Raw genomic sequence first — 19,197 nt, 5'->3', positions numbered from 1 at the left:
CCACCGGAGATCCTGCGATGACATTCATGCAACGCGCTGCCCTGCCTTTGGCGACCGTGGCTATGACGCTGCTGGGGAGCCAGGCATATGCCCAGTCCATCCCGGAGAGCCGCCCCGATGCCTCCGGCGTGATTCAAGAGGCGCAGCGGATGCTCGAGAGCGAGCGTACGCGCACGCGCACGGAGCAGGCCGAGGCCTGGAGGCTGACCGAGCGTGATTGGGAGCGTTATGAGTCGCTGATGGAGGGGCCTCGGGGGATCTGGTCGCCCAACTTGGATCCCATCACCGCACTCGGCGTCGAGGCACGCAGCGCCGAGGAGCGCCGCCGCTATGCGGAGCTGCTGGTGGAGGTGGAGCGTGCTCGCACCGAGCGTGAGCTGGCCTTCCAGCGCGCCTACGACGAGGCCTGGCAGCGCCTCTACCCCGATGAGATGCCCGTGGATGAGTTCACCCTGCGGCCGCGCTCGGCATTTCACTTTACCGATGAGGGCGCACTACAGGCCCGCCTGACGGTGTACGTGGCGGCCGAGGAGTGCGAGCGCTGTGACAGCACCGTCAGCGAGCTGATGGCCCAGGGCACCCAGATGGACATCTTCGTGCTCGACAGTGACGGCGACGACGCGGTGATACGCGACTGGGCGCGTCGAGTAGGCGTACCGGCTGACCGCGTGCGGGCAAGAGACATCACCCTCAACCACGGCCAACCGGACCCCGAGCGTGGCATTGCCGCGAAGTCACTGCCCCAGGTCTATCCCAGGTGAGGGAGGGGGTAGGCATGAGGCTGAAGCATTGGATGGGGAGTATGGCGATTGGCCTGGCAGTGCTGTCATCGCCGGCTACGGCATCACCGGTGCCGCCGGCCTACTTCGATGCCGCCAGCCTGCATCAGGTCCCGCCCGAAGTGCTCTACGCGGTGGCCACCGCGGAATCGGTGGTCAGCTTGAAGGCGGGGCGCCGGCCCTGGCCATGGACCCTGAACGTGGCGGGGGAGGGCTCCCATTTCGCGACCCGCCAGGCGGCCTGCGAGGCGCTGACGTTGGCCCTGCAGGAGACCCGCGTCGTGGACGTGGGAATCACCCAGCTTAATGTGCGCTGGCAGCCTCAGCTGTTTGGTGCCGGCAAGCGCTTTACTCAACCCTGCGATGCCCTGAACCCCTACGCCAATCTGGAGGAGGCGGCCCGCCTGCTGCGCGGCCACTATGAGGCCACCGGGGACTGGGTGCAGGCGGCCGGTCGCTATCACCGTCCCGCTGGCGGGGAGCCGGCGGCCCTCTATCGCCGCATCGTCGCCGCTGAGCTCGAACGGCTGAGAACGGCTCGCCAGCGGCAGCTGGCATCCAACTGAGGGAGATTCGACTGATGCTGCAGCGTGAATGCTATCGCCGAGTACTGTACGCAGTGACGGGGCTCGAACTGGTTCTCGGGCTCGCCGCAGCCGGCGCCCAGGCGGAAACGATGCCCCGGATGTCTCTGGTCGAGCGGTCCTCCCTGGAGGTACTTGCCGACCACGGCGGGGAGCCGGCACGCCCCTATTTCGTGGCCATCGGCATGGCCGGCATACCGGAGGAGGAGGGCTATGCGCCGGATCCGCGAGCGCCGGCGCCTTTCGGCGAGGCGGATATGCTGCCGGTGACCAGTGAGCGGCTGTCGCCCGGCGAGGTGCGCTTTCGCCCGCTCGAGCTGCCCAGCCGCATGACGCCCTTCTTCCTGGTCGGTGACGACCCGTTGTCGCTGCGCTGGTTGGAGACCCGAGGGGCGATCTTGCGCGAGCTCAATGCCGTGGGGCTGGTCGTCGAGGTGGCCACGGCCGAGGGGTTGCAGCGCCTGCGCGAGGCGGCGCCGGGGCTCGAGCTACGACCGACGCCGGGGGATGACCTGGCCGGCCGGCTGGGCCTTGCCCACTACCCGGTGCTGGTGACCGCCCAAGGGCTGGAGCAGTAGGAGCGTGCGATGAACCAGACACACCCCCTGGAGGCGCTGCTGCGCCCCGCGGTAGAGCTCAACACCGCCCTGGTCTGCCTGGCCTGTGCGGTGCTCTGCATCATGGCGCCCTGGTCGCTAGCCCTGTCGCCGAGCGTGGGTTACGGCATGGCGGCGGGCTTTTCTACCTTCGGGCTGTGGCGTGCCCGGCAGGCCTGGGTGGTACTGCGCTACCGTCGCAATATGAAGCGCCTGCCGCGCTTCGCCCTGCGCAGCCGGCAGATTCCGGTCAGCCAGCGGCTGCTGTGGATGGGCAAGGGCTTCAAGTGGGAGGCGCGCCACACCCAGCGGCTCCATGAGAGCCAGCAGCCCCACGTACAGCGCTATCTGCGCCCGGGGCTGGCCTACCGCTGGGCCCGTGGGCTGGAGAACCGGCTGGAGCGCTATGCTGCCGGCCGGACGCTGGTCAAGCTGCTCGCCGCGGATGTGCTCTGGAACCCGGTGCGCCCGCTGCCGCCAGTAGGTGGCATGGCGGCACTGCACGCCGTGGAGTGGCAGGAGCGCGATGTCTACCTGCCCCTAGGCGAGCGGGTCGGCCACACCCTGGTGGAGGGCACCACCCGGGTCGGCAAGACCAGGCTCGCCGAGATACTGATCACTCAGGACATTCATCGCGGTGACGTGGTGATCGCCTTCGACCCCAAGGGCGACGCCGACCTGATGATCCGCATGTATGCCGAGGCTCAGCGGGCGGGCCGCGGCGACGAGTTCTACGTCTTCCATCTGGGCTGGCCGGATATCTCCGCTCGCTACAACGCCGTGGGCCGCTTCGGGCGCATCTCCGAGGTAGCGACCCGGCTCGCCGGCCAGCTCTCCGGGGAGGGCAACAGCGCCGCCTTCCGCGAGTTCGCCTGGCGCTTCGTCAACATCGTGGCCCGGGCCCGCCACGCCCTGGGGCAACGCCCCACCTACGAGCAGATCCTCTCGGACGTGGTGAACATCGACGGGCTGATGATCGAGTACGCCCAGCAGACCCTGACCCGCCACGACCAGCACGCCTGGGAGCGGATCACCTCCATCGAGGGCAAGCTAAACGACAAGAACATCCCCCGCCAGTTTCAGGGGCGCGACAAGCGGGTGGTGGCGATCGAGCAGTACCTGCAGCAGATCAAGGTGGTGGACGCCGTGCTCGAGGGGCTGCGCAGTGCCGTGCGCTATGACAAGACCTACTTCGACAAGATCGTGGCGAGCCTGCTGCCGCTGCTGGAGAAGCTGACTACCGGGCGCATCGCCGAGCTGCTCTCGCCGGACTACGACGACATCGAAGACCCGCGGCCGATCATCGACTGGCAGCAGATCATCCGGAAGCGCGGCATCGTCTACGTGGGCCTGGATGCCATGAGCGACTTCGAGGTGGCCCAGGCGGTGGGCAACTCGATGTTCGCCGACCTGGTCTCAGTGGCCGGCCATATCTACAAGCACGGCATCGATGACGGCCTGCCCGCGGTGAACGGCAAGCGCATGGGCAAGGTGCCGATCAACCTGCACTGCGACGAATTCAACGAGCTGATGGGCGACGAGTTCATCCCGCTCATCAACAAGGGCGGTGGGGCCGGCATCCAGGTCACCGCCTATACCCAGACCCTCTCCGACATCGAGGCGCGCATCGGCAACGCCGCCAAGGCCGGCCAGGTGGTCGGCAACTTCAACAACCTGGTGATGCTGCGGGTGCGCGAGGAGAAAACAGCCGAGCTGCTGACCCGGCAGCTGCGCCAGGTCAACGTGGCCACTCGCATGCTGGTCAGCATGGCCTCCGACTCCAGCGACATTGCCAACGATATCGACTTCACCAGCTCCGGCGGCGACCGCATCAGCACCGTACAGGTACCGATGATCGAGCCGGCGGACGTGGTCTCGCTGCCCAAGGGGCAGGCCTTCGCCCTGCTCGAGGGTGGCCAGCTCTGGAAGGTGCGCATGCCGCTACCGCTACCCGACAAGCACGAGGATATCCCCGGCAGCATCGCCGAACTCGCCGAGCGCATGAAGCGCGACTACACCACCGGCGAGCAGTGGTGGACCGCGGTGATGCCACCGCCGGTGAACCTGGAGCTGAGTGACCTGGGGACAGAACTCTCCGTAGTGGGTAATGAACAACCCACGTCTCAAGCAATGGAGAACCGAAATGAACATCGAGACAGTGCCCATGACGGCTGACGCTGCGGCAACCGCCATCGTCTCCAGCGTCGCTCTGGAGAGCGGCTCCCTGAGTGAGCTGCCTCAAGCTCTGTTCGGGCTGCTCGATTACGTGGTCATCGGTATCGATCGCGTCGAGCTGACCCAGCGCGCCTATCGCAAGGGGCCCTCGCCGGTGTGGGAACAGGGCGACCACCCCCATGAGGGGCGGCTGATTCTGCACTATCACGACCGCCGTTGGTCGCTACTCTGCTCGCTAACACCGGTGAGGGTGCACTGAGATGGCCACCGCAGAGCGTGCCCAGGAGACGAGGCGCGGCTGGCTGGCCACGCTGTTCGGCCTGCCATTTCAGATCCTGGCGGTGCTGGTGGTCTCGCTGCTGATGTCGGTACTGGTCGAGTGGGCGGGGATCTACTGGCAGTGGTGGAGCCAGCCCGGTGCCCAGCATGCCCTGGAGACCCTGGAAGCCGAGGTGGCCCGACTGGATACCCACTTTACCCGCTCGCTGCTGGTTTCGGACCCAGTGGCACTGGCCACGGGTGCTGTTACCGGCGCCTACGATTGGCTGTTCATCAGAAGCGGCATCTCGGGATGGCTGGAGAGTAACGCCACTCAGGGTGGATGGCTGGGTACCTTGCATACCTACCTGCAGGCGGCCCTCTACGTCACGCTGATGACCCTGACCCGCGTGGTCATTCTGCTGCTCACCTCGCCGCTCTTCGCCCTGGCGGCCCTGGTCGGCTTCGTCGACGGCCTGGTGCGCCGCGACCTGCGCCGATTCGGCGCGGGACGCGAGTCCGCGTTTATCTACCACCATGCCAAGCGGGCGATCACGCCGATCTTCGTGGTCGGCTGGCTGCTCTACCTCAGCGTGCCCTTTGCCATCCACCCCAACGCCTTCCTGCTGCCCTGCGCGGCGCTCTTTGGCCTGCTGATCAGCATCGCCACGGGCTCCTTCAAGAAGTACCTCTGAGGCCTTCCCGCATCTACGCAGCCATTGGCCGGAGCCTGTGTGAGCTCCGGCGTTTCCATGAGTATCGAGTTGAGCTGACACAGATAAACGTCGTATGCGGCGCTTATGGTTTCCTGCTGCGCTGCACCCTGGCGGGCGACAGTATGACGGCAATCCCAGCCAACGGATGGACTGTCTGCCATGATGCTTCGCCGCTTGCCACGCGCCTTGTCGCCCCTGCTATTGGCGCTGCTGACCGCTCCTTTCGGTGCCGCGCATGCAGGCGAGCGCGACGGCATGCGTGATGAGATTGCCCGACAGGATCTGGCCCTGATCCAGGACCAACTGGCCCAGATCCAGCGCATCGTGGACCGGCTCGAGAACCGCGTCGGTGAATTCGACCCCCACACCTCCCGCGTCTTTCTGGACGTGCCGCGCCTGCGTTACGACATCGAGGCGGTGGCCGAGGGCATCGATGAAGTGCTGTCACCTCCGCGTCTTCCCCCTCGTCGGCCGGCGCCGCTTGCCGGGGACTACCTCCGGGAGCTGCGCTGATGGAGGCCTTCGCCGCCGGTGCCGGCTTCGATGCGCCACCCTTGGGCACGTTGATTGCCGGGGTGGGCTGCACCGTGGTGCTGCTATGGGCGTGCTGGAGCGCCATCTCCTCCTACCGGGGCTACGCCAAGGGACGCGTCAGCGGTGACGACTTCGGCTTTGCCGCCCTGCGAGCCGTCTTCCTGGTCGTGGTGATGTTCTGGGTTTTCCTCTGAGGTCGCCGGCCTCGCACTCTCCGACATTCAGCAATTCGTCATTCAAGAAGGAGCTCGTTATGACTACCGTGCGTTCACTCTTCTCCCGTGCCCGTGCCCGTGCCCGTGCCCGTACCCGAGGCCTCGCCGCGATGGCCTTGGTAGGGCTAGTTCCGGCTCAGGCCATGGCGCAGGGGCTTCCCACCATGGAGGCGCCGTCACGGGGGGAGGGCGATGGTCTTCTCACCACGCTCCAGAATTATCTCTATGACTTTGGCGCCCTGGGCGGCCTGATCCTGGCCACGGTGGCGTTCCTGATCGTCGCGATTGCCGCCATTGCCACCTTCAACGAGGCCCGGGTGCGTGGTGAATGGTCGAAGTTCGGGGTCGTGGTGGTCGTCGGGGTGGTGCTGATCATCGCCATCATCTGGCTGGCGACCAAGGCCGCGGAGATCCTCTGATGGCGAACCGCCTCGACTTTCTGCCGACCCGCCTGAACGCCGCACCGGTGGTGTTTCGAGGCATGACCGGGCACGAGGTTGGGATGATGGCGCTGGGCGGCCTGGCCGCGGGCCTGCTGCCGGGCGCGATCGGCGCCTGGCTGCTGGGAGCCATCGCCATGGTGCCGACCGTGGCGTTTGCCTGTGCCGGCATGGCGCTCTACTTCGGTGGCGCCGTGATGCGGCGGATGCGTCGTGGTCGCCCCGCCTCCTGGCTCTACCGCAGCCTACAGTTTCGTCTCGCTCGGCAGGGCATCCGTCTCAGGGGAGCCGACGCCCTGATCACCCGTTCCGGCCCCTACTCCCGGCGGCGGATGCGCTACCAACCGGGAGGACGACCATGAGTCGCTTTCGTCACGCGCTCAGCGCACGGGATGCCCATATCACCACCCTGCGCTTCATCATCCTAGTGCTGGCCCTGCTGTGTGCCGGCCTGTGGTGGGGTTGGAAGTCGGCCCCGGAGAATTTGACCATTCACAACCCGCCCGACCTGCGCTCCGGCAGTACCCGCGCCTGGTGGGAGGTCGACCCGTCGAGCGTCTACGCCTTCGGATTCTATGTCTGGCAGCAGATCAACCGCTGGCCCGCCGATGGCCAGACCGACTACCGGCGCAACCTGCAGGCCTATTCGGCGTTCCTCACCCCCTCCTGTCAGCGCTACCTGGCCAAGGACTACGAGGACCGCGATCGTCGCCAGGAGCTTTCCGGCCGGGTACGCGGCATCTACGAAATTCCCGGGCGAGGCTATCGTCCCGAAGCCGTAGAGATCCTCAGTCGCGACGCCTGGGTAGTGACCCTGGAAATGGCCATCGACGAGCAGTACGCCGGCACGCCGGTGCGCGACCTGTTCATTCGCTACCCGTTACGGGTGGTGCGTGCCGACGTGGACCCTCAGCGCAACCCCTGGGGCCTGCAGGTGGACTGCTTCGATGGCATTCCTCAGCGGCTGTCTGTACCAGACGCAGAGAAGCAAGGAGGCTCCTAATGAAGCGTGTGATGCTGGCCTGTTTGGCCACCGCTCTATTCGCCGGTGAGGCGCTGGCGGTGGAGGTCATGCACTGGGAGCGTCGCCCCCTGGAGATACCGCTGCCGGTGGACGAGGAGCGCATCGTCACCCTGGACCGCAACGTGCGCGTGGGGCTGCCTCAGGCGTTGGCCAACCCCGAGGTGCTGCGAGTCCAGAGCGCCGGAGGCGTGCTCTATCTCAAGGCCTTCGATCCCTTCGATACCCAGCGGGTGCGGGTGCAGGACGTGGAGACCGGCGACGTGCTGCTGCTGGACCTGTCGGCCGGGGAGGGCGCGAGTAGCGAGGAGATCCTGGTGTTGGACAGTCGAGAGGCATCTCCGGCCAGCTCTTCCTCGGGCAGCAGCGGAGCGCAGGTGACGCAGGCCTCTTCATCGTCGAAAGATGCTTCAGGCAGCGAGGCCCAGCACCCGACCTCCACGCCGGTGCCTGTGCTGCTGACCCGGCATGCGGCCCAGTCGCTCTACGCGCCGCAACGGACCATCGAGCCCCTGCGCGGCGTCTCACGCGTTCCCATGCGACTGCCGGAGTCCCTTAGCACCCTGCTGCCGTCGCTGCCGGTGACGACCACGCCCCTGGGCGCCTGGCGGCTCGAGGGCTGGACGGTCACCGCGGTGAAGCTGGAGAACAACGATCGGCAGCGCGCCTTCGAGATGGATCCGCGCTGGCTGCAGGGGGAGTTCTACTCCGCCACCTTCATGCATCCCTACCTGGCGCCGCGGGGCTCCATGGAGGACACCACCACGGTATTCCTGGTTACCCGCCGCGGTGGTCTGGACAGGGCGCTGATTCCCCTGGAAGAGGCGGATGATGCCGAGGAGGGCGCCTCATGACGCTGCGCAGCAACACCCTGCTGAAGATTCTGGTGCCTGGGCTGTTGGTGATCGTGTTGCTGATCCTGGTGCGCAGCCTGAGCGGGGGCGAAGCCGACCCTGAGGCAGAAAACGCCGAGACTGACCCGACGCTAAGCCTGACCGATGACGAGCTGCAGGCGCTGGGCATCGAGGGGGATACCCCGCGGGACACCGTGGCCACCCTGGTGGGCCACGTCCAGGCCATGCGTCGCGATCTGGAGCAGGCCCAGGCCGAAACCCAGGCGCTGCGTGACCAGAACGAGCAGCTGATGAGCCGCCACCAGAATGTGGAGGGCGCCATCGACGAGGCGTTGAACCGTGAGCGTGAACGGCTGCGTCAGGAGGCGCAGCGCACGCAGCAGGACAATCCACTGTTGAACACGCTTCAGCGGCAGCTGGACCAGCTGCGTCGGCAGGTGGGTGACCAGGGAGACCAGGAACTGCCTATCGGGTTGGGGCTGGAAGGGGGCGGTGGGCCATCCGGTACCGCCTACACCGGGCCAGGCTCGGAGCATGCGCTGACTTGGGTCGAGCCCCTGGACGCCCAGGAGGAGGAGCGTGGGCGCGGAGACACCACCTTCCCGACCCGTTTCAGTGAGGCGGCGAATGAGCTGGGCGAGGCGGCCTGGAGCACTTCGAGTGCGGTAGAGAGCCGGGTGACCGGTCGCCCCGATGAATCCACCGTGGAGCCCGTCTACACCCTGCCGGAAAACTCCACCCTGATGGGTTCGGTGGCCATGACGGCGCTGCTGGGGCGGGTGCCGATCGATGGCACGGTCAACGACCCCTATCCGTTCAAGGTAGTGATCGGCCGCGACAACCTTACCGCCAACGGCGTCACCCTGCCGGAGGTGGAGAGTGCCATCGTCAGCGGCACCGCCACCGGTGATTGGACGCTCTCCTGTGTGCGTGGCCAGGTCAACTCGATGACCTTCGTCTTCGAGGACGGCACCGTGCGCACCCTGCCGGCTCCCGATGACGTCAACGCCGGAGACGGCTCTGGTCGCACCATCCTCGGCTGGCTCTCCGACCCGCGCGGGCTGCCCTGCATTCCCGGGGATCGCAAGACCAATGCCCAGCAGTTCCTGCTGACCAGCTTCATCCTGGGCGCTGCCGAGGCCGGCGCCGATGCCATGGCCATGAACGAGGTGACCACCAGCGTGGACAGTAGTGGAGTGGTCAGCGGCCTTACCGGCGACTCCGGGCGCTACGCCGCCAGCCAGGCCCTGGCCGGGGGCGTCTCGGACGTGCGTGAGTGGGTGCAGGAGCGCTTCGGCCAGACCTTCGATGCCGTCTATGTGCCGCCGGGGCAGCCGGTGGCCATTCATATCGAGCGTGAGCTGCCCATCGACTATGAAACCCAAGGAAGGAGGGTGCGATATGACCGTTCCGGTGCGGGCAACCTCGATTTGCCGTAGCGCCGCCTTGCCGCTGGCGGCCTTGATGACCACCCTGGCGGTGGCGGGTTGTGCGACCTCCCAGAAAGAGCTGATGCCGGTGGGCGATACCACCATGAGGGACATCTGGCAGCACCAGGCCGGCCACAGTACCGGCGAGCGCCGCCTGTTGGACGTGCGCAGCGAGCTGCGACGCACGCTGGAGAGCGAAGACATGGTCACGGAGCAGCTGCGCTACAGCCGCGATGTGGGCAACGAGATCTACAGCCAGTTCCGCCGCCTGCCCAACCCGGACCTGGTGATGTATGTCTTTCCTCATCTGGCCGGGACGGAGCAGGTGCCGGTTCCCGGCTACTCGACGGTGTTTCCCCTCTATCAGCGCATCCAATACGCCATGCCCGGGGAGAGCGCACGCCCCACCGCAGAGTGGGTCGACGGGAGGGCTCTCTGATGTCCCAGTTCGATGACCTGATGAACCGACTGTTTAGCAGCGCCAAGGCGGGTGTGATCGATCAAAGGCGGTCGTTTGACGAGGAGCTGTCGACCCAGCCTTTAGCCCGTGAGCATGAGGCAAGGCCGACCGAATCCGACGCGCTGGCCGCGCTCAGCAACGACGCGCAGGGTCGGCCGCTGAGCCTGCCCCGAGGCAAGGCGCCGTCCGTGGCTGAGCTGCGTTCGCACTTCCGCCGGGCGCCGTCTTTCAGCAACTACCTGCCCTGGGTGGAATACCTGCCGGAGTCGGACTGCTTCCTCCTCGAGGATGGGGTCTCGGTGGGCGTGGTGGCCGAGATCTTCCCCATCGCCACCGAGGGACGCGCCCCGGAGTCCCTGGAGGCGATTCGCGACCAGATCGAGGCGGCTTTCCAGGACAGCCTGCCCGAGTATGAGCAGCACCCTTGGGTGGTGCAGCTCTACGTCAAGGATGAGCTCGACGCTCGCCCCGACCTGGAACGCATGCGCGACTACGTGCGGCCGCGGGCCCGGAAGACTGAGTTCACCCAGGACTGGCTGGCGAGCATGACCGACCACCTCAAGGCCATCGCCAAGCCGGGCGGGCTGTTCCACGACGACGGCGTGACCCAGACACGCTGGCGGGGCCAGACTCGTCGCACGCGTCTGGTGCTCTACCGCTGGCTCGGCAAGAAGCGCCAGGCGGGGGAACGCCAGCGGGGACTCTCTCCCGAGCAGACGGCCAACCAGGTCTACGAGCGACTGGCCGCGGCGCTGCGCGGTGCGGGCCTGCGCCTGGAGCGCTACGACGGACGCGCCTTTCACCGCTGGATGCTGCCGCGCTTCAATCCGCGGCCACGGCTGGCCCCCGATGACCCGGCGCGTTTCTATGCCCTGTGCGACTACCCCGAGGAGGCCGGTGATGTGGCCTGGAACTACGACCTGGCCGAGGGAATGCTCTTCAACTCGCCCCGCGGCGACGTCGAGACGGGGCTCTGGTGGTTTGATGGGCTGCCCCAGTGCTGCGTGGTGGTGGAGGAGATGCGCCGAGCCCCGGTGGTAGGCCACCTCACTGGCGAGGTGCGCCGCTCCGATGGCCAGGCGAGCAATGCGCTGATGGACAAGTTACCCGAGGGCACCGAGGCGGTGCTGACAATCGTCGCTACGCCTCAGGAGCCCCTGGAGGACCATATCAACCGACTGAACCACAAGGCGGTGGGTGACAGTGTGCTGGCACGCCAGGTCCGCGAAGACTGCGAGACCGCACGGCGCTATCTGGGCCAGAACCACAAGCTCTACCAGAGCACCCTCGCCTTCTACCTGATGGGGGAGGACGAACAGGATCTTCAGCAGCGCAGCATGGAGCTGGCAACCCAGCTGCTGCAGGTCAACCTCTCGCCGGTGGACCCTGAGGATGAGGTCGCCGGCTTGAATACCTACCTGCGCTGGCTGCCGATGAACTTCGAGCCGGAGCAGGACCGCAAGAACCGCTGGTACACCCAGTTCAACTATGTCCACCACCTGGCCAATCTGGCGCCGGTGTTCGGGCGTGGCCGTGGCACCGGCCACCCCGGGATGACCTTCTTCAACCGCGGCGGCGAGACCTTCAGCTTCGACCCGCTGAGCCTCGAGGATCGTTCGGCCAACGCCCATATGCTGGTGTTCGGCCCTACCGGAGCCGGCAAGTCGGCCACTCTGAACGGCGTGCTGAGCCAGGTGATGGCCATGCACCGTCCGCGGCTGTTCATCATCGAGGTGGGCAACAGCTTCGGGCTGCTGGGCCAATACTTCGAGCGCAAGGGGATAAGCGTCAACCAGGTCAAGCTGTCGCCGGGCTGTGGGGCGAGACTGCCGCCCTTCGCGGCGGCCACACGGCTTCTGGAAAACGAGGTGGAGGAGCGGCGACTGGCCCGAGACGCCGAGGACGCCAACCCCTTCGAGGAAGCCCCCTTGGAGGAGGAAGAGGAGCAGCCCGACGAGGAGCGCGACCTGCTGGGCGAGATGGAGATCACCGCCCGGCTGATGATCACCGGCGGCGACCCCAAGGAGGAGCGGGAGTTTCGCCGCGCCGACCGGCGCATGGTGCGCGATGCCATCTACCGGGCAGCGGAGCACTGCTGCGAAGAGGACCGCGACTGCATGACCCAGGACGTACGTGAGGCGCTTTATGCGATCTCACGCGACACGGCTATCCCCGAGGAGCGGCAGCGCCGCGCCTACGACATGGGTGAGGCCATGGGACTGTTCTGCGACGGCTTCGACGGTGAGGTCTTCAATCGGCCCGGCAGCGCCTGGCCAGAGTGCGACGTGACCATCATCGACCTGGCCCACTTCGCTCGAGAAGGCTACGAGGCCCAACTCGCCCTGGCGGTCATCAGCGTGACCAACATGATCACCAACCTGGCCGAGCGGGACCAGTACAGCGGCCGGCCCATCGTCCAGGTCATCGACGAGTGCCACCTGCTCACCGTCAACCCGCTGCTCAGCCCCTACCTGGTCAAGGTGGGCAAGATGGGGCGCAAGCTCTCCCACTGGATCTGGATGGCCACCCAGAACCTCGAGGACTTCCCGGACGCGGCCCGCAAGCTGCTCAACATGATCGAGTTCTGGCTGTGCCTCTACATGCCGCCGGACGAGATCGAGCAGGTCAGCCGCTTCAAGGAGCTCACCGCCACCCAGCGCAAGCTGATGGCTTCCGCTACTAAGGTCTCGAAGAAGTACACCGAGGGGGTGGTGCTCTCAGGGCGCCTGGAGGCGCTGTTCCGGGTGGTACCGCCCAGTCTCTACCTGGCCCTCGCCGGCACCGAGGGCGAGGAGAAGGCCGAGCGCATGCGGGTGATGCGCGAGCGGGGCTGCTCGGAGCTCGAGGCGGTGCTGCATATCACCCAGCGGCTGGACGAGGCCCGGGGTATTGGGGCCGCGACATAGGTGTTCTTGGGAGAGTGCTCAGGCGCCCTGAATATCGAGGTGCTGCATTTTTTTATTGAAATAATAATGTTGAGTTGGTAGGTTTATGCGCATTTTTTCAAGCGTAGGTAAGTGGCAAGGGAATGCACATAGGCCGATTCCCAGTGCTTAATAACTGCAAGAGGAATTTGAGGTGGGTCTAAGGGAAAATATGGATATAATGGAATACACTCTTCTGGTTATTACTGTGCTGGCGGCCCTTTCAGCATGTCTCCTGCTATGGCTTATTCGTCACCCAAAAACCCCGCGAGCACTAGATTTTATTGTAGGGGTTCAGTTGATTGCATTCGCTGCTTTTTTTCTCGGGCTACTTGGAGATCTTCGGGAGCTAGTACCGGATGAAAATAAAGTGAAAGCGGGCTATGATGTGGCTTTGCTTATTATTCCATTTTTCACAGCTGGGTTGGGGACAAACATAATATCGCATGTGGTGCTTTCTCGGCGAGACTACGAGGGGACGGTGAGTGTAAATGAAATTGGGGGGAGGGTGGCTTACTGGCTAGTGGTGTTATTCGGCATTATAATGCCGTTTGTGCTGCTTATTTATGTTATTTATTGCAAGTGTTACAAGAAGGCTTTCTGACAAGATTTTGAGCTTAAGCATCTGCTTTTTAGCAGTGGTTATAGGTTATCTTTGGATAGGGTGAAATTTTTTAGTCAGTGTCGCTTGGGTGTGTGCTTTGGGCGAAGGCTTTCCTGCCTGCCATCTTTTTGGCAAGCAGGAATGAGGCATATTGAGCTTCAGGAATATAGTTAGTCCTCAGTCCTCACCAGCCAACCCTCAACCGTCTCGGCACCATACTCCTCCTTCCACGCTTTCAGCGTCTTCTGGTTGCCGCCGCGGGTCTCGACGACTTCGCCGGTGTTGGGATTCTTGTAGATCTTCAGCTTGCGCTTGGCGCGGCCGGTGCTCGTGGTGATGGCGGCCTTGGCGGTAGCCGGCTTCGGGTCAAGCAGCTTGATGACGTCGGCAGCCGACTTGTCGAACTCGCGCATCAGGGCCTCGAGCTTGTCCTTGAACTCCAGCTCGGCCTTAAGGCGATCATCGTTCTTCAGCCTGTCGAGCTCTTCCTGGAGCTGCTTGAGCTGCTGTTCCTTCTGCATGTAGGTGTTGAGAATGGACATGGACTTCCTCGTGCTAGTGAATGTTGAGAAGGATTATGGTGGCAGCTTGGGTTTGAATCAATGTTCTTGGTCAGGTAAACGAAGATGATTTCGGCTATGAGTCGGGTTTAGTGATTATTGAGCCTTTGATGGCTGGGCCAGAAAACACCTCGCAACCGAATTAACATTTCCTGCTGCCTCTATTGATGTGCTCGGCAATGCTGTGCCAGTTCCTTGATCTACTGGAGTGGCAAGCATGGAGAGACACCACCCGCGCCGCTGGCTGGCTGCCTTTGGGTTATCTACTTGCCTGGCAGGCTCCGCACTCGCTGAGTCGACCGTCGAAGTCTTCACCACCGCCGGAGAGCCGGTCATCAATGTGCCGTCTGGCATGGTGGTTATCGAGCTCGATGCGCCTGGGCGTTTGGATGCTGCGCTGTCGCAAGATCTGCCCGCAGACCCTGAAGTCGCTGAGGGCTTTATGCGTGAGCGCATGTCGGTGCCTGAGTGGCAGGAGACCGCCGAGCGCTACGCCGATAGCTATCTCGGGTTGGCCAGGGCCTGGCAGCTGGGTGTCGAGAAAGTCCCTGCCGTGGTGATCGATGGCCGCTATGTGATTTACGGGCAGCCGGACGTCGCCGAGGCGGTGCGAGAAGCGGAGCGTCTCTTGGGGCAGGAGGGCCGCCGATGATCCCCTTCAAGACCCTGGTGGCCGTGCTCGGCGGTGCGCTGCTGAGTCTGAGCGTGGCGCAGAAGCCTGCCCTTGCCCTGACGACGCCGCAGATCGTTGCCTCGTCGCTCTCCACCCAGTGCCTGGATTACCAGGTCATCGGCATCTGTGTCTGGCTTAACTGCTCCTGGTCGGGCTGCTCGATCCGCACCTCAGTCCAAGTGCGTCACTTCATCCCAGAGCTCGTGGTCTCCAGCTATGAGAACACCGGCGATAACCCCTGGTGGGAGGTAGCGACTCTGTCGCCGCCTCTGGGAGAGGCGCTGGCCGGTGGGCAGAGCACGTCCGATGCCAACCGGGCTCGGCACGAGCACCTGCGCTTCAAGAATGTGGACGCCATCGGCCACCCAGCCGGCGGGGCCTTCAGCAGCTTCGCCAGCGCCTTCGGTATGACCTGCGCTGGGGCAGCGACGCCCTTCCAGCCCTACCACCTCTCGACCCTGGATGCCCTGGCGTGGCGCAGCGGGATTCCCGAGTCGCTTTACCCCGAGGCGCTGACGCCCGGCATGCGTGAACTGGGGCAGCCCGGCGACTTGTGGGGCAACATTTTTCCGCGCAGCGGCTTCCTGACCCAGGTGCACGACTACAAGACCGCGGCGACCACCGCCCAGCGCTCCGCCGACATCGTCACCCGCACGGGGCAGCCCCACGTCTATACCCCGCTGGTCGCCTCCAGCCGCGACGGCTACTGGCCCCCCGGGCCGGTCAAGGAGGGCGATGCCTCGACCCATCGCTGGCAGCGCCTGACGCCCAACATGAGTAACGCCTGCCGTGTGTGGCCTGACCGCAGCGTGACCGAGACCTATGCCGACCGCCTGGATATGGGGGGTGACTACGCCTGGTCGCTGTGGCGCCCCTATCGCTGCTGCCAGCGCCGTGGGCAGACCCTGCTCTACGCAGTCCCCTGAAGGAGAGAGGCACGATGAAAGGATCTCGCAAGCGCCGCTTCACCGTCACGCCGCTGGTCGGCGCCCTGGTCATGGGGCTGTTCGCTTCACAGGCCCAGGCTCAGTCGGCCGATGCGCTCTACTACCAGATCGGCGGGGCCTCACCCTTCAGCGTCTCCGCCGGTCGGGGCTACAACCCCAACAGTCGCGGGCTCGGCATCAGCTGGAACATGAATGCCAGCTGCGGCAACTTCGATATCGGCGCCACGGTCTCCAACCAGCTCAACGGTGTCACCAACGGCTTCCAGAACCTGATGGGGACGGTGGTCCAGAATGCCCAGAGTGCCGTGGCATCGCTGCCCGCCATGGTCATCCAGCGGGCCAACCCGGGCCTCTATGATCTCCTGAGCAACGGCGTGCTGCAGGGGCGGATTGATTTCGATCGCGCCTCGATGTCGTGCCGCCAGATGTCCGAGCGCATGGCGGACATGGTCACCGGTCAGGGATGGCAGCAGATGGCCATGGCCGAGAGCTGGCAGAGCGCAGCGCAGTCCAACGCCGATATCGTCTCGGCCCAGGAGCAGGTCGACCAGTCTGGCGGCAACCAAGGCGTGACCTGGGTGGGTGGCCAGCGCCGCGGCGGCCAAGATCAGGCGCCGATCCGCGTGGTACAGGACACCGCCCGCGCCGGCTATAACCTCCTGCATGGGCGAGACGACACCACCAGCAATGCGCCCATCGCCGGAGGCGGTGGCGGCTGGGGGTCGGTGGCCACCAATGATGGTACCTGGATCGGTGGCGGTGGACTGTCAGCCCCTTCCGGTGGGGATGGCTCAGGTATCGGTGGCGGAACAGGATCTTGCCTGGGCGGCATGTGCACGGTGTGGCAGAGCCCAGAAGAGGCCGCTGAGTGGGCCCAGACCGTGATAGGCGAGCAGTCGATCCGCACCTGCGACGGCTGCGAGCGTAGCGAGACCCAGGCCGGCAGTGGTCTGGTGCGCGAGCTGGAGCGTGAGCAGCAGGAGGTCTACGGCACGCTCCTGAGTCTGGTCGACGGCAGCGAGCCGTTGACGCCGGAGAACCTGCGCCAGGTCTCCGCCGGTGACGGCCTGACCGTGTCCCGAGGAGTGATCGAGTCGCTGCGCACCGACCCCGAGGCCTCTCTGTTGATTCACCGCCTGAGCGGTGAGATGGCCCTGGCCAGGACGCTGACCAAGGCGCTGTGGGCGCGCCGGCTGCTGCTGGCCGGCAGCAGCGACCCCGGTATCGCTGACAATGAACAGGGCATGTCGGCGCTGGATCGCAAGCTGGTAGCCCTGGATCGGGATATCGAGTCGCTGCGCTCCGAGATGGAGATCCGCCAGGCGCTGGGCAACAGTGCTGCCGGCATTGCCCTGGAGCGAGCCTCCCGGCGCAGCCAGGGAGCCTCTCAGGGCGAGACCTTCCGGCCGGATGCGGCCTTGGACAGCCGCGGGCGCCCAGCAAGCGAGGAGGGCGGCGACTGATGGCTCGACGCGTCTTCTCCTGCATGAATCCGGCCCGCTGGCCGTCGCTACTGGTCGCCATGGCGGTTCTGGTCGGGATGTTCCTGCTCAGCGGCGTCATTCTGGCCATCAGCGTGCGGCTGCTCGGCGGGCTCGAGGCCCACCATAGCGCCTGGCAGGCCGCCTGGCCGTGGCTGCTGGCCTGGCGGTTGAGCCTCTATGCCGCGCTGTTCCTAATCTGGTGGTACAAAGTGCGCCCCCGGGCAGTGGCTCGGCTGCGCCGGGATCGTGACGACGGTCGGCAGGCACTCGCTAAGCTGAGGCGGCTCGAGCTGATGGCCCTGGGCATCCTGGTCCTGCTGGAAGTCACCAACCTGATCAACCAGCTGGGAGGTGCCTGATGGGAGGCTTGCTTACCGCGCCGCTGGTGGTGTTCGACTACTTCGCCAACGCCATGACGCTGCTGGGCTGGATCATCAACAACGCCATCTGGAACGTCATGGTCGGTACCGGCATCGCCGCGGTGCCGTTCATTACCCTGGTGCTCTCCGAGTGGTTCAAGGCCCGGCAGGAGGGCGACGAGGCGGGGACCAAGGGCATCCTGACAGTCAACCGCATCGAGACCCGGCTCTACGCCATGATCCTGGCCTACGCCTTCACCTGCCTGCCGCTACTGCAGGTCCAGTTGGCCACCGCCGACATCGACGAGAGCCGCTCGCTGGAGTGCGGCACTCGCCAATTTGCCTCCGGCGGCTGGTCCGAGGGAGCGTTCGGCGCCACCGAGAACTCCATCGGTGGCCAGCAGGCCAGGATGCCGCTGTGGTGGGCGGGGGTGCATGCGGTATCGCACGGGGTCACTGCGGCGGCGATCCACGCGATCCCCTGCTCGACGGACTTCGAGTCGATCCGCATGGAGCTGGATCTGCACACTATCGAAGATCCGGGGCTGCAACAGGAGGTAGGGGAGTTTCAGCGCCAGTGCTTCGGCCCGGCGCGAAACCGGCTGCTGCAGGAGGGCGGGACCATTGAGGCGACACGTGCCATGGACGTGGACTGGATCGGCTCCAACTACTTCCAGACCACGCCCGGCTACTACGACAGCTTCTACGCCGGGCGACCTATCGCGGGTTTCCCCTACGATGCCGACCGGGATGTCTCCCGGCCCAACACCGGCCCCGGCTTGCCCGGCTATCCCTCCTGCCAGGAGTGGTGGTCAGCGGAGAACGTAGGCCTGAGGGCCCGGCTTCACGAGGAGATCAGCCCCGGCTTCTGGGACGACTTCCGTAGCGTCTTCACCAGCAGCGAGGCCGAGGACTACGTGATTCGGCGCCTGGTCAGCCCCCGCTCGGGTGCGGCCAGCGGCAATCTGGATCAGGCCGTGGTCGGCTTTCGCGGCCTGGATGGCGGCAGCAGCTTCTGGGGTGCCACCGTTACCGCCGGCTCCGCCATTGGCGGCACCCTGTCGATCCTGCCCTTCCAGGCCGGCATGGACATGCTCAAGCAGGCGCTGCCGATGGTGCAGGGCATCCTGGTGATGGCCATCATCATTTGCCTGCCGTTCGTGATGGTCATCTCCAGCTACAGCTTCAAGGTCGCCGGCATGGCCACCTTCGGGCTATTCGCCATGTGGTTCCTGACCTTCTGGTGGGAGCTCGCCCGCTGGATCAACGCCAACCTGGTGGATCTTCTCTACCGCAGCGACGCCGCCAAGCTGAGCTGGCTTTCCGCCGCCAATAACCTCTACGACCGCATGGTGCTGCAGTTCGTGGAGGGGATGATGTTTCTGGTGCTGCCGACGTTATGGGTCGGAGTGCTGAGTTGGGCTGGGATGCGGATTGGTAGCACAATCGGTCAGAGTGTTTCTCGGGGCTCTGAAGATGCTCAAGGAGCGGGCAGGTCAGGGGGCAGTAAAGCACAATCAACCGCCTCGGGAGGGAAGCTGTAGCGGTGCCTTGGCCGATGAATCCTTGCAGAGCCATCATGTG

The 19,197-nt window shown here is 65.2% G+C and carries 22 protein-coding genes; 21 read left to right on the top strand and 1 reads right to left on the bottom strand.

The window, feature by feature from the left end; all coding sequences use genetic code 11:
- Window positions 1–17: 17 nt before the first annotated feature.
- The 16 genes from QLQ86_RS18350 (at window position 18) to QLQ86_RS18275 (ending at window position 13,590) form a co-directional block, all read left to right on the top strand.
- The gene (locus QLQ86_RS18350) at window positions 18–761 is read left to right on the top strand and encodes a TIGR03759 family integrating conjugative element protein (RefSeq protein ID WP_282817930.1); all 744 of its coding nucleotides are present in this window, start codon (window positions 18–20) and stop codon (window positions 759–761) included.
- 14 nt (window positions 762–775) lie between these two features.
- Complete coding sequence (locus QLQ86_RS18345) at window positions 776–1,345, top strand: transglycosylase SLT domain-containing protein (protein WP_282817929.1); 570 nt, start codon at window positions 776–778, stop codon at window positions 1,343–1,345.
- A gap of 14 nt (window positions 1,346–1,359) precedes the next feature.
- Complete coding sequence (locus tag QLQ86_RS18340; RefSeq protein ID WP_282817928.1) at window positions 1,360–1,941, top strand: integrating conjugative element protein; 582 nt, start codon at window positions 1,360–1,362, stop codon at window positions 1,939–1,941.
- A 9-nt stretch (window positions 1,942–1,950) separates the two neighbouring features.
- Window positions 1,951–4,134, top strand: a complete 2,184-nt coding sequence (gene traD / locus QLQ86_RS18335; protein WP_282817927.1) for a type IV conjugative transfer system coupling protein TraD — start codon at window positions 1,951–1,953, stop codon at window positions 4,132–4,134.
- Window positions 4,103–4,393, top strand: coding sequence for a hypothetical protein (locus QLQ86_RS18330; protein ID WP_282817926.1), 291 nt, complete (start codon window positions 4,103–4,105; stop codon window positions 4,391–4,393). The genes traD and QLQ86_RS18330 overlap by 32 nt, the downstream gene beginning before the upstream one ends.
- Before the next feature lies 1 nt (window position 4,394).
- Entirely contained in the window at window positions 4,395–5,087 is a 693-nt protein-coding gene (locus QLQ86_RS18325; protein ID WP_282817925.1) for a TIGR03747 family integrating conjugative element membrane protein, read from the top strand.
- A 180-nt stretch (window positions 5,088–5,267) separates the two neighbouring features.
- Window positions 5,268–5,621 (top strand): integrative conjugative element protein, RAQPRD family, encoded by a 354-nt coding sequence (locus QLQ86_RS18320; protein WP_282817924.1) that lies wholly within the window; start codon window positions 5,268–5,270, stop codon window positions 5,619–5,621.
- Window positions 5,621–5,836: a TIGR03758 family integrating conjugative element protein gene (locus QLQ86_RS18315; RefSeq protein ID WP_282817923.1), complete on the top strand. Its 216-nt coding sequence runs from the start codon at window positions 5,621–5,623 to the stop codon at window positions 5,834–5,836. Before QLQ86_RS18320 ends, QLQ86_RS18315 begins: the two co-directional genes overlap by 1 nt.
- A 59-nt stretch (window positions 5,837–5,895) precedes the next feature.
- The gene (locus QLQ86_RS18310; protein WP_282817922.1) at window positions 5,896–6,276 is read left to right on the top strand and encodes a TIGR03745 family integrating conjugative element membrane protein; all 381 of its coding nucleotides are present in this window, start codon (window positions 5,896–5,898) and stop codon (window positions 6,274–6,276) included.
- Window positions 6,276–6,659 (top strand): TIGR03750 family conjugal transfer protein, encoded by a 384-nt coding sequence (locus QLQ86_RS18305; RefSeq protein ID WP_282817921.1) that lies wholly within the window; start codon window positions 6,276–6,278, stop codon window positions 6,657–6,659. Before QLQ86_RS18310 ends, QLQ86_RS18305 begins: the two co-directional genes overlap by 1 nt.
- Window positions 6,656–7,300: a PFL_4703 family integrating conjugative element protein gene (locus QLQ86_RS18300; RefSeq protein WP_282817920.1), complete on the top strand. Its 645-nt coding sequence runs from the start codon at window positions 6,656–6,658 to the stop codon at window positions 7,298–7,300. Before QLQ86_RS18305 ends, QLQ86_RS18300 begins: the two co-directional genes overlap by 4 nt.
- The gene (locus QLQ86_RS18295; protein WP_282817919.1) at window positions 7,300–8,172 is read left to right on the top strand and encodes a TIGR03749 family integrating conjugative element protein; all 873 of its coding nucleotides are present in this window, start codon (window positions 7,300–7,302) and stop codon (window positions 8,170–8,172) included. Before QLQ86_RS18300 ends, QLQ86_RS18295 begins: the two co-directional genes overlap by 1 nt.
- Window positions 8,169–9,611, top strand: coding sequence for a TIGR03752 family integrating conjugative element protein (locus QLQ86_RS18290; protein ID WP_407650120.1), 1,443 nt, complete (start codon window positions 8,169–8,171; stop codon window positions 9,609–9,611). Before QLQ86_RS18295 ends, QLQ86_RS18290 begins: the two co-directional genes overlap by 4 nt.
- A complete protein-coding gene (locus QLQ86_RS18285) occupies window positions 9,574–10,041 on the top strand; it encodes a TIGR03751 family conjugal transfer lipoprotein (RefSeq protein ID WP_407650119.1) in 468 nt (155 codons plus the stop codon). Before QLQ86_RS18290 ends, QLQ86_RS18285 begins: the two co-directional genes overlap by 38 nt.
- Window positions 10,041–12,968, top strand: coding sequence for a conjugative transfer ATPase (locus tag QLQ86_RS18280; protein ID WP_282817918.1), 2,928 nt, complete (start codon window positions 10,041–10,043; stop codon window positions 12,966–12,968). Before QLQ86_RS18285 ends, QLQ86_RS18280 begins: the two co-directional genes overlap by 1 nt.
- 199 nt (window positions 12,969–13,167) lie before the next feature.
- A complete protein-coding gene (locus QLQ86_RS18275; RefSeq protein ID WP_282817917.1) occupies window positions 13,168–13,590 on the top strand; it encodes a hypothetical protein in 423 nt (140 codons plus the stop codon).
- Between the two features lie 170 nt (window positions 13,591–13,760).
- On the opposite strand, the gene QLQ86_RS18270 is transcribed toward QLQ86_RS18275, so the two are convergent.
- Window positions 13,761–14,132, bottom strand: a complete 372-nt coding sequence (locus QLQ86_RS18270; RefSeq protein ID WP_282817916.1) for a histone-like nucleoid-structuring protein, MvaT/MvaU family — start codon at window positions 14,130–14,132, stop codon at window positions 13,761–13,763.
- Window positions 14,133–14,367: 235 nt separating this feature from the next.
- On the opposite strand from QLQ86_RS18270, the gene QLQ86_RS18265 reads away from it, so the two are divergent.
- Genes QLQ86_RS18265 through QLQ86_RS18245 form a run of 5 tightly spaced genes read left to right on the top strand, consistent with a single transcriptional unit; the run spans window position 14,368 to window position 19,157 of the window.
- Window positions 14,368–14,802 carry a TIGR03757 family integrating conjugative element protein gene (locus tag QLQ86_RS18265; protein ID WP_282817915.1) on the top strand — a complete coding sequence of 145 codons (435 nt, stop codon included), beginning with the start codon at window positions 14,368–14,370 and terminating at the stop codon, window positions 14,800–14,802.
- Window positions 14,799–15,749 carry a TIGR03756 family integrating conjugative element protein gene (locus QLQ86_RS18260; protein ID WP_282817914.1) on the top strand — a complete coding sequence of 317 codons (951 nt, stop codon included), beginning with the start codon at window positions 14,799–14,801 and terminating at the stop codon, window positions 15,747–15,749. Before QLQ86_RS18265 ends, QLQ86_RS18260 begins: the two co-directional genes overlap by 4 nt.
- A 14-nt stretch (window positions 15,750–15,763) precedes the next feature.
- Entirely contained in the window at window positions 15,764–17,233 is a 1,470-nt protein-coding gene (locus QLQ86_RS18255) for an integrating conjugative element protein (RefSeq protein ID WP_282817913.1), read from the top strand.
- Window positions 17,233–17,613: a hypothetical protein gene (locus tag QLQ86_RS18250; RefSeq protein WP_282817912.1), complete on the top strand. Its 381-nt coding sequence runs from the start codon at window positions 17,233–17,235 to the stop codon at window positions 17,611–17,613. The genes QLQ86_RS18255 and QLQ86_RS18250 overlap by 1 nt, the downstream gene beginning before the upstream one ends.
- Complete coding sequence (locus QLQ86_RS18245) at window positions 17,613–19,157, top strand: conjugal transfer protein TraG N-terminal domain-containing protein (protein WP_282817911.1); 1,545 nt, start codon at window positions 17,613–17,615, stop codon at window positions 19,155–19,157. Before QLQ86_RS18250 ends, QLQ86_RS18245 begins: the two co-directional genes overlap by 1 nt.
- Window positions 19,158–19,197: the final 40 nt, after the last annotated feature.

Source organism: Halomonas rhizosphaerae (genome assembly GCF_030012485.1).
Lineage (GTDB): Bacteria > Pseudomonadota > Gammaproteobacteria > Pseudomonadales > Halomonadaceae > Halomonas > Halomonas rhizosphaerae.
Note: the sequence above shows the minus strand (reverse complement) of the source record. Positions and strands in the feature narration are given on the sequence as shown.